16 protein-coding genes are annotated in these 15,372 nt (G+C 54.2%); 9 read left to right on the top strand and 7 right to left on the bottom strand.

Annotated elements, in window-relative coordinates; translation table 11 throughout:
* Positions 1-131: 131 nt before the first annotated feature.
* The gene (locus LF95_RS20455) at positions 132-1,091 is read right to left on the bottom strand and encodes a TAXI family TRAP transporter solute-binding subunit (RefSeq protein WP_073957047.1); all 960 of its coding nucleotides are present in this window, start codon (positions 1,089-1,091) and stop codon (positions 132-134) included.
* Between the two features lie 304 nt (positions 1,092-1,395).
* Here LF95_RS20455 and LF95_RS20450 point away from each other — a divergent pair, with 304 nt between their 5' ends.
* The 7 genes from LF95_RS20450 (at position 1,396) to ptsP (ending at position 7,981) form a co-directional block, all read left to right on the top strand.
* A complete protein-coding gene (locus LF95_RS20450; RefSeq protein WP_073957046.1) occupies positions 1,396-2,136 on the top strand; it encodes a response regulator transcription factor in 741 nt (246 codons plus the stop codon).
* 59 nt (positions 2,137-2,195) lie between these two features.
* The gene (locus LF95_RS20445) at positions 2,196-3,872 is read left to right on the top strand and encodes a stimulus-sensing domain-containing protein (RefSeq protein WP_083607847.1); all 1,677 of its coding nucleotides are present in this window, start codon (positions 2,196-2,198) and stop codon (positions 3,870-3,872) included.
* Between the two features lie 50 nt (positions 3,873-3,922).
* Positions 3,923-4,408 carry an HPr kinase/phosphorylase gene (locus tag LF95_RS20440; RefSeq protein WP_252509848.1) on the top strand — a complete coding sequence of 162 codons (486 nt, stop codon included), beginning with the start codon at positions 3,923-3,925 and terminating at the stop codon, positions 4,406-4,408.
* Positions 4,405-5,409: an RNase adapter RapZ gene (gene rapZ, locus LF95_RS20435; protein ID WP_083607846.1), complete on the top strand. Its 1,005-nt coding sequence runs from the start codon at positions 4,405-4,407 to the stop codon at positions 5,407-5,409. The genes LF95_RS20440 and rapZ overlap by 4 nt, the downstream gene beginning before the upstream one ends.
* Before the next feature lie 13 nt (positions 5,410-5,422).
* Positions 5,423-5,827 carry a PTS sugar transporter subunit IIA gene (locus LF95_RS20430; RefSeq protein ID WP_073957045.1) on the top strand — a complete coding sequence of 135 codons (405 nt, stop codon included), beginning with the start codon at positions 5,423-5,425 and terminating at the stop codon, positions 5,825-5,827.
* Between the two features lie 56 nt (positions 5,828-5,883).
* Positions 5,884-6,159, top strand: a complete 276-nt coding sequence (locus LF95_RS20425; protein WP_073957044.1) for an HPr family phosphocarrier protein — start codon at positions 5,884-5,886, stop codon at positions 6,157-6,159.
* Between the two features lie 85 nt (positions 6,160-6,244).
* On the top strand, positions 6,245-7,981 hold the full coding sequence (gene ptsP / locus LF95_RS20420; RefSeq protein WP_073957043.1) for a phosphoenolpyruvate--protein phosphotransferase: 1,737 nt from the start codon (positions 6,245-6,247) through the stop codon (positions 7,979-7,981).
* Between the two features lie 54 nt (positions 7,982-8,035).
* Here ptsP and LF95_RS20415 read toward each other — a convergent pair whose 3' ends face one another.
* The 4 genes from LF95_RS20415 to LF95_RS20400 all read right to left on the bottom strand — a co-directional run bounded on the left by LF95_RS20415 (position 8,036) and on the right by LF95_RS20400 (position 11,643).
* Positions 8,036-8,758, bottom strand: coding sequence for a copper resistance protein B (locus LF95_RS20415; RefSeq protein WP_073957042.1), 723 nt, complete (start codon positions 8,756-8,758; stop codon positions 8,036-8,038).
* 3 nt (positions 8,759-8,761) lie between these two features.
* Complete coding sequence (locus tag LF95_RS20410) at positions 8,762-10,465, bottom strand: copper resistance system multicopper oxidase (RefSeq protein ID WP_073957041.1); 1,704 nt, start codon at positions 10,463-10,465, stop codon at positions 8,762-8,764.
* Positions 10,466-10,553: 88 nt separating this feature from the next.
* Positions 10,554-11,114, bottom strand: a complete 561-nt coding sequence (locus LF95_RS20405; RefSeq protein WP_073957040.1) for a cupredoxin domain-containing protein — start codon at positions 11,112-11,114, stop codon at positions 10,554-10,556.
* A gap of 184 nt (positions 11,115-11,298) precedes the next feature.
* Positions 11,299-11,643 (bottom strand): hypothetical protein, encoded by a 345-nt coding sequence (locus LF95_RS20400; protein WP_073957039.1) that lies wholly within the window; start codon positions 11,641-11,643, stop codon positions 11,299-11,301.
* A 396-nt stretch (positions 11,644-12,039) separates the two neighbouring features.
* On the opposite strand from LF95_RS20400, the gene ahcY reads away from it, so the two are divergent.
* Together ahcY and LF95_RS20390 are read left to right on the top strand one after the other, a co-directional pair.
* Positions 12,040-13,335, top strand: coding sequence for an adenosylhomocysteinase (gene ahcY / locus LF95_RS20395; RefSeq protein WP_073957132.1), 1,296 nt, complete (start codon positions 12,040-12,042; stop codon positions 13,333-13,335).
* 127 nt (positions 13,336-13,462) lie between these two features.
* Complete coding sequence (locus LF95_RS20390; protein ID WP_073957038.1) at positions 13,463-13,825, top strand: 5-carboxymethyl-2-hydroxymuconate Delta-isomerase; 363 nt, start codon at positions 13,463-13,465, stop codon at positions 13,823-13,825.
* A 9-nt stretch (positions 13,826-13,834) separates the two neighbouring features.
* Here LF95_RS20390 and LF95_RS20385 read toward each other — a convergent pair whose 3' ends face one another.
* Complete coding sequence (locus LF95_RS20385) at positions 13,835-14,524, bottom strand: metallophosphoesterase family protein (protein WP_083607845.1); 690 nt, start codon at positions 14,522-14,524, stop codon at positions 13,835-13,837.
* A gap of 3 nt (positions 14,525-14,527) precedes the next feature.
* Complete coding sequence (locus LF95_RS20380) at positions 14,528-15,367, bottom strand: DMT family transporter (protein WP_073957037.1); 840 nt, start codon at positions 15,365-15,367, stop codon at positions 14,528-14,530.
* Positions 15,368-15,372: the final 5 nt, after the last annotated feature.

Genomic DNA, 15,372 nt, shown 5'->3' with positions numbered 1-15,372 from the left:
GTCGGCTTCAGGCAGGTTGGAAAGATTTATGGGTGGGTAAAAAGCAAACCCGGCCGGGATGATAAGACCCCGGCCGGTAAATAAGGGCACAGTCGGCACCGTTTAACGGTGGAACTGACTGTGAGCGGCACTTACATGATGCCTTTTTCTTTGTAGTATTTTTCCGCACCCGGATGCAGCGGCAGCGGCATGCCTTTGACGGCATTTTCCAGCTTGATCGCCTTGGCCGCATTGTGGGCGGCTTCCAGGGTTGGCAGGTTTTCAAACAGTTGTTTGGTCATCTGATAGGCGATTTCGTCGGAAACGCCGGAATGCGACACCAGGAAGTTGACGATGGCAACGGTCGGCACATCGTCTGCCTGGCCTTCATAGGTGCCTGACGGAATGGTGCCAGCAATATAGGGGGCACCCAGTTTCTCGGCGACTTCCGCCGGAACCGACACAATGGTTACATCCATCGAGGATGACAGATCCTTGAGCGAAGCCACACCCAGGCCTGCTGATTGCAGGGTGGCGTCAAGCTGGCGGTTTTTCATCAGTTCGACAGATTCGGCAAAGGGCAGATATTCAACCTTGCCCAAATCTTCGTAGGACATGCCAGCCGCTTCAAAAATTTTGCGGGCATTGAGTTCGGTGCCCGATTTGGGGGCACCAACAGAAACGCTTTTGCCTTTCAGGTCGGCCAGTGACTTGATACCGGATTCCTTGGAGGCCACGATCTGAATATAGTTCGGGTAAATGGCGGCAATGCCCCGCAGCTTATCGAGCGGCTTTTTAAAACCGGCTTCCTTGTCGCCTTCCCAGGCCAATTTTACCGAATCGCCCAGCGCAAAGCCGATTTCACCGCGACCCGCCTGCAGCAGGTTCAGGTTTTCAACCGATGCCTTGGTGGATTGTACCTGGGTGCGGGCACCTTCGATTTTCTCGCCATAAATATTGGCAAGGGCCGCGCCCAGCGGATAATACACACCCGACGTGCCGCCGGTCAGAACATTGATAAATTCATCGGCCTTGGCCATTGATGCGCTGCCAAAGCTCAGTGCCACCGCCATTGCCCCGGCAAGTACGGATTTCGCACGAATGGATGTCATCTCGTCTTCCTCCCTTGAAGAAATATATGCGTCTGTGCCCGGCTGCCGCCTTTTCGCGGTTCTTTTTCGCGCTGTCGTCACGGCAGCTTATGGGACTTCCAAAGAATAGGCTAGCCTATATCTGTGGCGTATAGGCATATTGAGGTACCGAAATATGTTTGGCAATGTATCTGCGACAATGCAAAGGTGTTTTGTATGGACGAAAAAATCTCAAAGATGCCGCATCTGGTTATTTTTTCGCCACAAAGCAGTGTTTTTTGTATAGTCCACGTTAAGTAGTTCAATTTTTGAAACGAGGATCCAGGTGAGTAAGATTGCGCTTGTGGACGACGACCGGAATATTCTGACATCGGTTTCGATGGCCCTGGAAGAAGAAGGCTATGAAGTCAGCACTTATTCCGACGGCTCCGAAGCCCTGCACGCCCTGACAAAGGACGAGCCCGATCTGGCCGTTCTCGACATCAAGATGCCGCGTATGGACGGGCTGGAACTTCTGACCCATTTGCGTAAAAAAACCCAGATGCCGGTCATTTTCCTGACGTCCAAGGATGACGAGGTGGATGAACTGACGGGTTTGCGCCTGGGGGCGGATGACTATATCAAAAAACCGTTTTCCCAGCGTTTGCTGATTGAACGTATTCGCACATTGTTGCGCCGTGCGGAAATCATTCGTGCCGGTGGTGTGCGCCCGACCGGGTCAGACGATGTGATCCAGCGTGGTGATCTGGTTCTGGACCCGTCGCGTCACATGTGTAGCTGGAAGGGCCAGCATGTGAACCTGACCGTGACCGAATTTTTGCTGATTCAGGCCCTGGCGAAGCATCCTGGGCACGTTAAGAATCGTGACCAGCTGATTGATGCGGCTTATGGCGAACATATTTATGTCGATGACCGTACCATCGACAGCCATATCAAGCGTTTGCGTAAAAAATTCCGTGAAACCGACAAGGAATTCAAGGAAATCGAAACGCTGTATGGTGTCGGTTATCGTTATCGCGATACGGCTGCTGCTGCTGTGGCCCCCGGTACCGTCGTTACGGAATAAGCAGGGCTTTGATTAACACCCCGGCATGTCACAACATGCCGGGATAATTTACGGTTTTTATGAGCGATCAAGCTGCTACGGCATCCCCGCAGGGAGGAAACCAGTCCGATTCCCGCTCCGGCGAGACGCGTTCCGTACGTCTTGAGGAACGTCACGGCCTGTTTTCTCCGCTGACATGGCGCATTCTGGCGGTGAATGCACTGGCACTGTTTGTGCTGGTGGCGGGGATTTTGTATCTGGGCCGTTATAAACAGGAACTGATCCATTCCGAGCTTGAGGCCATGGCCGTTCAGGCCGAAATGTATGCTGCTGCTCTGTCTACAGCCGCGGTGGGCCGGGGCGATGATGCCACCGAACGTGTGAAACTGGAAACGGCCCGCGAAATGGTGCGCCGTTTGGTGGGCATTACCGGCGCCCGCGCCCGCCTGTTTGGGGCGAACGGGCAATTGATTGCGGATAGCCGCAATATTCAGTCATTTGGGGCCGGTGCGGTCCAGACCGAAGAACTGCCAGCACCTGGCGATGATGACGAACTTGCCGAGATTATGCGCAATCTGACCGAGGGCGTATTGTCCCTGTTTGAAGGCGACCAGCCGCTGCCGCTTTATGTGGATCCCCCCATTGCCAGCGCATCGGATTACCCCGAAGTGCGCGCGGCCCTTGCCGGTTATTCGCGCGGGGTGGTGCGGGTGGACAGTCGCGGGCGCAGGGTTTTGTCGGTGTCGGTGCCGGTGCAGCGGTTCAAGCAGGTGCTGGCCTCGATCATGTTGACCAAAAATGGTGATGCGATTGAATCCGCCCTGCATGCGGTGCGGCTCGATATTCTGAAAATATTTGTTTTTGCCTTTGGCATTACGGTGTTGCTCTCGATTTATCTGGCCGGGGTGATTACCCGCCCGCTTAACCGGCTTGCCCGGGCGGCCGAACGGGTGCGGCGCAGCAAAAACCGCCAATTCACCATTCCCGACCTGTCGGACCGCAATGATGAAATTGGCGATCTTTCCGGCACGCTGCGCGCCATGACGGAAACCCTGTGGGACCGCATGGATGCGATTGAACGCTTTGCTGCCGATGTGGCACACGAGATTAAAAATCCGCTGACATCGCTGCGCAGTGCGGTGGAAACCGCAACGCGCCTGAAAGACCCGGAACGCCAGCGCCGCCTGATGGAAATCATTGCCGAAGACGTGCAGCGCCTTGATCGTTTGATCAGTGATATTTCCGATTATTCGCGCATGGATGCCGAATTGTCGCGCGCGGAAACCGAAGAAGTTGATTTGCGCATTTTGCTGCAAACCCTGTCGGAACTGTATAATGCCGGCGAAGGTGGCCCGCCGGTGAAGGTAACCGCCCCGGAAAATCTGGTGGTGCCTGCCCTTGAAAGCCGTCTGGTACAGGTGTTTCGTAACCTGATTTCCAACGCACTGACCTTTAGCCCTGAAGATGGCGAAGTCCGTGTGCGGGCCTGGCGCGATAAAAACCAGGCGGTTATCACCATCGAGGATGACGGGCCAGGTATCCCGGCAGGCAAGGAAGAAGCGATCTTTAACCGCTTTTATACTGAACGTCCGTCGACGGAGAAATTTGGTCAGCATTCCGGGTTGGGTCTGTCGATTTCGCAGCGAATCGTCGCAGCCCATAACGGGCATCTCAGCGCATCGAATCGCACGGTGGAAGGCGAGGTTAAGGGGGCGGTATTTACCGTTCGCCTGCCGCTGGAAACCGTTAGCCGCTAATCGGCAAGCCCTTTTTTGTGCAGTGCGGGCATTTTAGCGTAATTCCCCGTTTGACAAGCCGCGTTGTGCCGCGCATCGTTTTGCCCGATATGACACAGCTTCACGCAAATTGTGTCGCATTTGACGGGCAGGGTGTTTTGCTGCGGGGTCCGTCGGGTAGCGGCAAGTCGGACCTGTCCCTGCGCCTGGTTTCGCGCGGGGCACAACTTGTATCCGATGACCGTACCGATATTTTCATCAAGGATGGCAAATTGCTGGCCACAGCACCCCAAACCCTGGCCGGAATGATCGAAGTGCGCGGGATTGGCATTGTTGCGGGGCTGGCGCATTGTCGCCATGCCGAAATTCATGTGATTGTCGATCTGGTCGAACCGGGCACACATGATATAATCGAGCGTATGCCCGAGCCCGCAACGGAAACGCTGTGCGGGGTTCATGTGCCGGTATGGAAGTTCTTTGCATTTGAAAGCAGCGCCCCTGACAAGATTAAAACGGTTTTGTTCCTGGCAACCGGGAAGATGCGGATTGTATCATGACTGACCAGCCCCAAAGACCCGTAAAGCCCCGGGACGACACTGTTTCGCCTGCTGCGTCGCAGCTTTCCGCCCACACGGCGCGGAAAGAGCCGGATGTAGAAGATGCAGAACCGGAAAATGCCCGCCTTGTACTGGTCACGGGGGTTTCGGGAGCAGGGCGTACCACCAGTCTGAAAATATTGGAAGATTTCGGTTATGATGCGGTGGATAATTTGCCATTGCGTTTGCTGCCCAATTTGTTGAGCGGGGATGCCGAAATAAAGGTGCCGGTTGCCATTGGCCTGGACATTCGGACCCGCGATTTTGGCGTGGATCAGTTTGGCGAGATCATTGCCTCCCTGCGCGCGCAACCCGGGCTGGATGTAACAGTGGTATTTGTCGATGCCGATAGCGAGGTTTTGCAACGGCGCTTTACCGAAACGCGCCGCCCGCATCCGCTGACCCAGGACCGCCCCCTTGTGGATGCCATTGCGCATGAAAAACGCCTGATGGCACCGATTGCCGCCATTGCGGATATGCAAATCGATACATCCCGCCTTAAGGCTACCGAACTTCGCAAAATCTTGCAGGATCATTTCGCCAGCCCCACATCAGGGCAGATGGCGATTTTTATTAAAAGCTTTTCGTTTCGCCAGGGGGTACCTGGCGAGGCGGATCTGGTTTTTGATGTGCGCTTTTTGCGCAATCCGCATTATGATCCCGACCTTCGCGATCTTACCGGCATGAGCCCGCTTGTAGGGGACTATGTCGCGCAGGACCGGGATTTTGCCGGTTTTATGGATCGGCTCAAGGCTCTGATCGGGCCAATACTGCCCCGCTATGCCGAAGAAGGCAAAAGTTACCTGACCATTGCGGTTGGTTGTACTGGCGGGAAACACAGGTCCGTGTATATTGCGCGCCTGCTTAATGACTGGATATCAACACTGGGATATGACGTTCATCTCAGTCATCGTGACAAACCGGCAGAGCCGGATCAAACCAAGCCGGGGGAAATGATTTGATGGAGAAAACTGCATGATCGGGATGGTGCTTGTCACCCACGGCGATCTCGCACGGGAATTTGTCGCTGCTTTGGAACATGTTGTTGGCGCGCAGGACAAGATTGCGGCTGTGTGCATCGGACCGGATGATGACATGGAACAGCGTCGTGCGGATATTCTTGCCGCTGTTGAAAATGTCGATTCCGGCCAAGGGGTGGTGCTTTTGACCGACATGTTCGGGGGCACGCCATCGAACCTGGCCATTTCCATTATGGAGCAGGCCCATGTCGAGGTGATTGCCGGTGTGAACCTGCCTTTGCTGATCAAGCTGGCATCCGTTCGGGTGGATGGCAGCCTTGCCCAGGCGGTGAATGCTGCCCAGGACGCAGGCCGCAAATATATTAATGTCGCTTCGCGTTTGTTAAGCGGTGAAGAATAAGAACATTAAAGGCGTGGCAGACAGGAAATATTTTCCTTCTGCCAACGGGGAACAGAATGTCGCAAACTGAAAAGCGTATTGTCACCATCGTCAATCAGCGTGGATTACACGCGCGGGCGGCGGCAAAATTTGTTAAACTGGCGGGCGAATTTGAATCCCGCATTATGGTGCGCAATCGCGGTACCGAGGTTTCGGGGGTTTCGATCATGGGGCTGATGATGCTTGCTGCCTCAACCGGTACCGAAATTGAAATTGAAGCATCGGGCAGTGATTGCCAGAAGGCGATTGCCGCCTTAAGCGAACTGGTTGAAGCCAAGTTCCACGAAGAATAACGGCAAAAAACCGATCAGGAAACGTTTGCAAGTTACACCGCAGGACACAGACCAGAGCAAGGACGCCTTGGTAACGGGTCGGCGCATGATTGCCGGCCTGGGGGCATCGGGCGGCATTGTGATCGGTCGGGCCTTTGTTCTGGATCGCCAATATATCCATGTTGTCCGTCAGACCATTTCGGCAGATTGCATTGAACAGGAAGTCAGCGCCCTGCATCGCGGGGTTGACGACAGTATTGATCAGCTTCGCCGTTTGAAATCGCAATCGGGTGCGCTGGAGGCATCGGCATCCGATGAGCTGGGCTTTTTGCTGGATGCCTATATCCAGATGCTAACCCAGTCGCGTCTGTTGCGCGGGGCCGAAGAACGCATTCGCCAGCAAAAAATGAATGCGATCTGGGCGGTTAGTGATGTGATCGACAGCATCGCCCAGCAATTTACCGGCATCAAGGACAAATACATTGCCGCCCGCGCAGCTGATATTCGCGAGGTGGGCCTGCGCCTGATGCGCTGCCTGATTGGCGAAACCGACCGCGCACTGGATAATGCCCCCAGCGGAGCCATCCTGATTGCCGAAGAACTCAGCCCGGCGGATATGGCCCGTTTGCAACCGGGCAATGTTGGGGCCTTTGTCACCGCCATTGGCGGGGCGGAGGGTCATACCGCGATTATGGCGCGTGCACTGGGTATTCCTGCCGTGCTAGGCGCGGCGGATATTATTCGCGGTCTTTCGGGCGGTGATACGGTTATTGTCGATGGTATCCGTGGCGAAGTCATTTTGCGGCCCACCGATGCCGATTTGAAATTATATGGCAAACGCCGGGAAGACTGGCTGGCGGCACGCGCCAAACTGTTAAGCCAGCGCGACCTGCTGTCGGAAACCCGTGACAAAGTGCAAATTGCCCTGCACGCTAATATTGAGCTTCCCGTCGAGGTGTCGACGGTTTTGCAAAACGGGGCAACGGGCATCGGGCTTTTGCGTAGCGAATTCATGTTCATGAATAAAAGCTACCTGCCCGATGAAGAAGAGCAATATCAGGAACTCGCAGGCATCGTCAGCCAGATGAAGGATTTGCCTGTTACCATCCGCACCCTCGATATTGGCGGTGAAAAGCTGGCGGTGGCCCTGCAAAACGAAATGGGTAGTGGCCCCAACCCGGCCCTTGGCCTGCGCGGGGTGCGGTTGTCGCTGCGGCGTGAAGACCTGCTGGAGGCCCAATTGGCGGCCATTTTGCGTGCTTCCCTGCATGGGCAGGTGCGTGTGCTGGTGCCAATGGTGGTGACGGTGGCCGAAATGGTGCGGGTGCGCCAGGTTTATCATCGCGTTGCTGACCGGTTGCGCGATCAGGGGCATAATATACCGTCAGAATTGCCGCCGTTAGGGGCCATGATCGAAATTCCTGCAGCCGCGCTTAGTATTGATGCCCTGGCACGGGTATGCGATTTTTTTGCCATCGGCACCAATGACTTGACCCAGTATACCCTGGCAATCGACCGCAGTGATGACCAGGTCGCACAGTCCTACGACCCGCTGCATCCGGCTATTTTGCGCCTGATCCACGAAGTCTCAAAGGCATCAAAACGTAATAATGTGCCCCTGAGTGTGTGCGGCGAAATGGCCGGTGATCCGCGCTATACCCCGCTGTTTTTGGGCATGGGATTGCGCAATCTGTCGATGTCGCCAGGCAGTCTGCTGCCGGTCAAGCAGCGTTTGCGACGCCTCGATAGCCGCACTTCGGAATATCAGACCCAGCAAATCCTTGATCAATGGGACCCGGCCCGTATTGCAACGATGCTGGATGACTTTAACGATTTAGCCTGATTGCGGAAATAAAACAGCGAGGAAATTTTGATTTCCCCGCTGTTTCTGATTGGCTCAATACATGAGGCGTGTGCCGATCACGATATAGGTGGTGTCTCGATCGCCCCCTTCGTCGCGCGCGAAACGGGCGGTTTTGCCAAATTTGCGTTCATGACTGATGCCGATATAGGGCGAAACGGCGCGGTCAATCAGGTCGTAACTGAGCCGCAAGCCAAGTTCGACCTTTGAAATGCCCTGTCCGGTGCCAATTTCCTGATCATCGGAAAAGGCAATGTCGGTTTCCAGTGACGGTGTCAGGATCAGGCGATTGGTCAGCAGGCCTTCATATTTTATATCCAGTCTGGCGCTGCTATCGCCGGTCTCGCTAAGAAAGAAATCGGCATCCAGTTCAAACCATTGCGGTGCCAGGCCGCTAATGCCAACGATGCCATACCAGCGATCGGGGCCCGTCGGGGTATCCGCCCGGACACCAGCCCTGGCATCAAAAAAGTCTGTGATCGGAGTTTGCAGGGCCAACTGGTTTTCCAGTGTTTCAAAACTTTCATCGCTCAGGTCACGTTCGCCTTTGCTTTGCCAGCGCAGCTTTAATTCATCCGTCCCGACAAAGACATCTCCGTCCCATGCGGCGCTTTTTTCATTTTCGTCGCCATAACGATATTCGAGTTGTTCGACCTGCAGGCCATAATAGAGGCTTCCGTCCATTGCCATTGTCGGTGCCGCGATAAGGCTACAGGCCAAACCAATTGAAACTGAAATTGCGTTAGATTTTTTCATCATGGCTCAGTTCTCCTTGGCATTGGATGTCAGGGCTGCTTGTGGCCCGCCTTTGACAATGACCTTGCGGAACATGCCAGATGCCATGTGATAGCTGAGATGGCAGTGAAAGGCCCATTCGCCGGGTTCGTCGACTTCGGTTTCAAATGAAACCGTGGTGCCCGGATTGACATTGATGGTGTGTTTTACCGGGTTCCATTTGCCGCTGCCGTTATCAAGTATCGACCACATGCCATGCAGATGCATGGGATGGGCCATCATGGTTTCGTTGATATAGGTGAAGCGCACCCGTTCGCCGTATTGCAATCGGATCGGGTCGGCATCCTCGTATTTGATGCCGTTAATCGACCAGACATAACGTTCCATGTTCCCGGTCAGGCGCAACTCAATTTCCCGCATTGCCGGGCGTTCCGGGTAACGTGGCTTTTGTGCTTTCAGATCGGCATAAGACAGGAACTTGCCGCCATTGGCCGCTTTGGGGGTCAGACCGCTGCCCGGAGCAAAAAACGGGTCGGCGGTTTCGGTGTCCATATTCATTGCGGCATGGTCCATTTTGCTGTGATCCATGCCTGCCATGCCATGCGATGATGGCATGCTTGTCATTCCCGTCATGTCCGTCATGTCATGGGCCATACCGGCCATATTGGCGTGGTCCATGCCCATGTCCGACATGGTCAGTAACGGGCTTTTGGTGCGCGGTTCGGGCATTTCAGCCCGCATGCCCTTGCGCGGGGCGAGCGAGGCAAAGGCATAACCCGAACGCCCCATAGAGTCAGCCATGATCGCATAGGCCCGGTCTTCTGTCGGTTGCACGATCACGTCATAGGTTTCCGCAACCGCGATGCGAAACTCATCAACGGTAACAGGTTGCACATTGTTGCCGTCGGCCTGAACCACTGTCATTTGAAGGCCCGGAATACGAACATCAAAATAGGTCATTGCCGATGCGTTGATGAAACGCAGGCGCACACGTTCGTCGGGGGTGAAAATACCGGTCCAGTTCTGTTTGGGGGACATGCCATTGATCAGGCCGGTAAAGCCTTGGACATCTTCGATATCGGTTGGCATCATCCGCATACTACCCCAGTCCCTGCGTTCGGACAGCGTGGCAGAAAGCCCGTTTTGGGTGGCATCATCGATAAAGGTGCCAAGGGTGCGCTGCTGGCGATTGTAATAATCGGGCATCATTTTTAAATTGCGCATGATACGCGCCCCGGAATGGGGGTGTTTATCCTTCAGCACCACGACATATTCGCGGTCATAGCGAAACGGGTCGCGGCTTTTGGGTTCAATGATGATGGCACCATAGGCACCGTCGGGCTCCTGAAAACCGGAGTGGCTGTGAAACCAGTAGGTGCCGTTTTGCTGAACCGGAAACCGGTAGGTAAAGCTTTCGCCCGGTTTGATACCGGGAAAGCTGATACCGGGAACGCCATCCATCTGATAGGGCAGGATCAGGCCGTGCCAGTGGATGGATGTTGTTTCATCAAGATTGTTTGTTACCCTGATTTCTGCTTCTTCGCCTTCACGAAAACGCAGGGTTGGACCGGGGGATGATCCGTTATAGCCAATACCGGCTGTTTTGGTTCCGTTGGTTTCGATGTCTACGTAATCGACGCTCAGTTCATAGGGTTTGGCCTGTGCCGGCAAAGACAGCACAACAACGGCAAGGGCAGCCATAAGGGTGCCCCACGAATTTTTGATGTTCATGGCATGAATTCCGCTTGGCAGGCGGGCAGGAAACCCGGCCAATTGTGACACCGGAGCCGGGCTTCCAGCCTTGCTTTGCTGCACGTTGTTACTGAAACTTGACCTGGCCCATCATGCCGGACTGGTAATGGCCCGGAATGTTGCAGGCAAACTCCAGGTCGGCATTTTCAGGGAATTTCCAGATGATTTCGGCAGTTTTACCCGGTTCGATCAGCACACTATTTGGGTCGTCATGTTTCATGGACATGCCGTTGCCCATGTCCATATTCATGGCCTGCATGTTTATTTTATCGGCCTCAAGCACCCCGTGCTCGACCATCATTTCCATTTCTTTTTGATGGGCCGCATGCATGGCAATAGTGCCGATGTTGAATTCATGAACGAATTCACCCTCGTTGCGGATGACAAAGCGAACCGTTTCACCCCCCTGCACAACAATTTTTTCCGGCTCGAAAAAGTTATCCTGCATGATGATCTCGATCGTTTTTTTCGCATCGGCAGGAATTCCGGGTGCACCGATATCGGTAGCGTGCATGCCATTTTTATGGCCGGCATCCGCATAGGCTGCGACCGGTGCCAGAAATGTGACTCCGATGGAAAGTACGGCCAGAGACAGAATGTGGGCGAAGGATGATTTAAAAGCGGGCATGAAATGCTCCTGAAAGCGAGAATATTTTCAAAATGTTCTCCCGCCTGGGTTGCATGGCCTGACCTCCTGGCGCGCGCGGTTCATGCACGTTCGGATAATGGCTATCACGAGGCGCCTCGTTGATAGCAGGTCAGTGATATAAAAGGCGGGAATGGAAAATTTCCGGCAATAAGCCGGTTCTCTTTCAGATGCGCGGAGGTTTGCCGCCGGGGGCTTCGCTAAGCGATTGGAGCAGATCGTTCGATACCCGATAGGTTACCGGTTTCAGTTCCTGATTGCGGGAGGAGTCGCCAAGGGACAGGGGCATGAAGGGCCCGCACAGGATCATGCCGCACATGTCAGTATGTCCGTTCGAGGGCATTGCCGACTTATGTGATGAATGATCCGTCAGGGGGGACAATGCCATTCCGTGATGCGGCATCCCGTGCGATTGCGTATGTGCCATTTCCGTCGCCATACCATCATTCATACTGGTCAGTATAACTGCCAGTGAGAAAAGAACGGTCAGGAAAAGGGCAAACGTCCGCACGCGACAGGGTCCTTGCTTGATGAGGTGAATAAGCGATATCCGAGACCGGCAGCCCGATCAAGTAGCAATAATGTGGCCTTCTTCATATCTGTGTGATGGGGGCTAAGACGGGCAGGTTTGCTTATGCTCAATGATTTTATACAAAAATGGGCCTTTATTAGGTGCAATCAACCCTCATCATCCCGATATGTGTTGCCTGCCTGAAGATTTGTGTGCGCATCAAGTTTGATGGCAAAGCAAGAAAATGCTTGATGCCGATATAAACATATCTTTATATATGGGCATGCGCGGTGGCGCTATGGGCCACAGCTAAAAGTTTAACGGCGGTTTCATATCCTTTTTCGGCAAGGTCCGGCAAAGGATATGGAAGCGCCATATCTTATTGATGGAGACGACATGTCGAACTTTACCGATTACAAGGTCGCAGACATTTCCCTGGCCGATTGGGGCCGCAAGGAAATTGCGATTGCCGAAACCGAAATGCCGGGCCTGATGGCGCTGCGCGACGAATTTGGCACCAGCAAGCCGCTGGCTGGCGCCCGCATCGCGGGCTGCCTGCACATGACCATTCAGACCGCCGTTCTGATGGAAACCCTGATTGCATTGGGTGCCACCGTTCGCTGGTCGTCCTGCAACATCTTCTCGACCCAGGATCAGGCTGCTGCTGCGATGGCGGCTGCTGAAATCCCGACTTTCGCCTGGAAAGGTGAAACCGAGGAAGAATTCTGGTGGTGCATCGAGCAGACCATCGAAGGGCCGGACGGCTGGAAGCCGAACCTGATTTTGGATGATGGCGGCGATTTGACCCAGCTGATCCACGAAAAATACCCGGAACTGCTGGCCGACATTAAAGGTCTGTCGGAAGAAACCACCACTGGTGTGCACCGCCTGTATGAAATGGCGAAAAAAGGTACGCTCAAGGTTCCGGCCATCAATGTGAACGATTCGGTTACCAAATCGAAATTCGATAACCTCTATGGCTGCCGCGAAAGCCTGGTTGACGGTATCAAACGTGCTACTGACGTGATGGTTGCCGGTAAAATCGCCGTTGTTGCCGGTTATGGCGATGTGGGTAAAGGTTCGGCTGCGTCGCTGCGCAGCCAGGGTGCCCGTGTTCTGGTTACCGAAATTGACCCGATCTGTGCGCTTCAGGCCGCAATGGAAGGTTATGAAGTGACCACGATGGAAGATGCCGCCCCGTTTGGCGACATTTTCGTCACCACCACTGGTAACATCGACATCATCACGCTCGACCATATGCGGGCGATGAAGGACCGGGCGATTGTTTGTAATATCGGCCACTTTGATTCTGAAATTCAGATCAATTCGCTGCGCAATTACAAATGGCACAATGTTAAGCCGCAGGTTGACGAAGTCGAATTCCCCGATGGCAAACGCCTGATCGTTCTGGCCGAAGGCCGCCTTGTTAACCTTGGTTGTGCAACGGGTCATCCCAGCTTCGTGATGTCGGCCTCCTTCACCAACCAGGTGCTGGCACAGATCGAACTGTGGAAAAACCACGCCAATTACGAAAATCAGGTTTATGTCCTGCCCAAACACCTTGATGAAAAGGTTGCAGCCCTGCACCTTGAACGCCTTGGTGTGAAACTGACCAAACTGTCTGCTGAACAGGCCGAATACATTGCCGTGCCGCAGGCTGGTCCGTTCAAGCCGGATCATTACCGTTACTAATTCTGCCCTATGGCATGAATGATGAAACCGGCCCGCACCTGTTGCGGGCCGGTTTTTTGTTTGCGGGGTGTTATATTCGCGCTAACAAAAAGTGAGAATTGACATGCTGTAAATTTGGAAAAGTCACATGCCCCAAATCGAAATCGAATATTCCGCCGATTTGCCTGTTGCTGATGCACTGCCGGATCTGGCCTTGGCAATACACCGCGCCCTGGCACCGATTGCCGATACCGAAATTGCCAACTTCAAAACCCGTCTCTCGCCGTTATCAGGGCTGCTTATTGGCGATGGCACGGCGCAAAACGCGATGGTGCATGTGGATGTGCGCCTGCTTTCGGGCCGCACGGACGCGGTAAAACAGGCCGTCGGGCAAAAGGTCCAGGAATTGCTTTTGGCCCATCTCAAGGACCGGGTTGGCGGCTTTTCGGTTCAGTTCACCACCGAAATTCATGATCTTGATCGCGCCAATTATCACAAGGCGGTTGTTTGACCCATAGGGTCATGTCTGCTCATTTTGACGGGAATCGGGCCAGGGAAGTGTGAATATTTTCCCCGCCGGGCCAAGATTGTGCACGGGTGTTGTGCCAATTACGCCAGTTTGGCCCCATGCGGCATGAATATGCCCGCACAGATGCAAGCGTGGCTGTTTTTTCATGATGGCGGCATAAATGGCGTGGCTTCCGGCATGAAAACCGTTTGCCTGTTGGTCGGCAATGCCATGTGGCGGAGCATGGGTGATCAGCACGGCATTTTCCGGGCAGGATGATAGCATCAAGTCTGCTGTGTCTTCGTCAAGCGCGCGGTTCCAGCCTTCGGTATTTGAGGGTGGGCATTCATATCCCAGTCCGAAAAATGCCTGTCCATACAGGGTGATGCAGTCGCCATGCAGTACTTGGGTGTTGGTTTGACCGGCGCAATGCTGCTTTAACTCATCCAGATCATCATGATTCCCGGCAACGATGATGAAAGGGCAGGTCAGGGCAGCAAAAACCGGCATGAAACGTGCCAGTCCGGTGCCCTTTTGCCCGAAATCGCCTGCACCGATGACGATATCGGCCTTTGGTGCCTGGCTGATCAGGTTTTCTGCCGCTTTGTGGTTCAGGTGCAGATCGCTAAAGGCCAAAATATTCAGAACATGCCGGGTTTTGGGATGTTGATGAGGGGTGTGTATATCGGTATCGGCTGTCATGGGTTAATGCCCCAGCCGTGAGAGGACAACGCCACTTGCGATCAGCGACACCGCCAGTATGCGGTGGCGGGTGATTTCCTCTTTTAAAACGAAGCGGGCAATCACGATGGCAAACAGAATGCTGCTTTCGCGCAGGGCCGAAACCAGCGCAATCGGGGCTTGCGTGCAGGCCCATATGACAATGGCATAGGCACAAAAGGACCCTGTTCCGCCAATAAGGGTATGAACCGGCGACACCGTGCGTAATGCGCCAATCAGGCCGGGTTTGAACAGGGCGACATAGGCCAGCATCAGGGTGGCGTTTAAAATGGACAGCCAACTGTAAAAACCAAGGGCCGAACCGGAAACGCGCGCGCCGGTCCCGTCAACCAGGCTGTAACCCATAATGAAACAGCCCGTGCCAAAGGCCAGCAGAAAGGACTGGATATTCTGGCTTTTCCAGGCCGATTGCGCCTGCATGGCAATGCCCGTGGCAATAATGGCAATGGCCGCAAGTTCGATGCCACTAAGCGACACATCAAGAAAAACCAGCGAGATAATGGTGATCAGTACCGGGGACAGGCCGCGCGCCAGTGGGTAAATTTGTGATAGATCGCCGTGCATATAGCTTCGGATCAAAAACAGTTGATAACCGACATGCAAAAACGCCCCGAACACCAAATAACCCAGGCTTGCCATATCGGGCACGGGCGAAAGTATGACCCCGATGATGGCGACGGGTATATGGGCGAGAACGATTGAAAAAGTGGCAAGATCCTTTCGGGCAGAGCCTTTGACAAAACTGTTCCAACCCGCATGAAGCAGGGCGGAGCATAAAACGGCGAAAAAGACGGCAGGCGACATTATTC

The organism is Thalassospira sp. TSL5-1 (assembly GCF_001907695.1).
In the GTDB taxonomy this organism is placed as follows: Bacteria; Pseudomonadota; Alphaproteobacteria; order Rhodospirillales; family Thalassospiraceae; genus Thalassospira.
The sequence above is the reverse complement of the archived record's forward strand: the minus strand, read 5'-3'. Positions and strand labels throughout refer to the sequence as shown.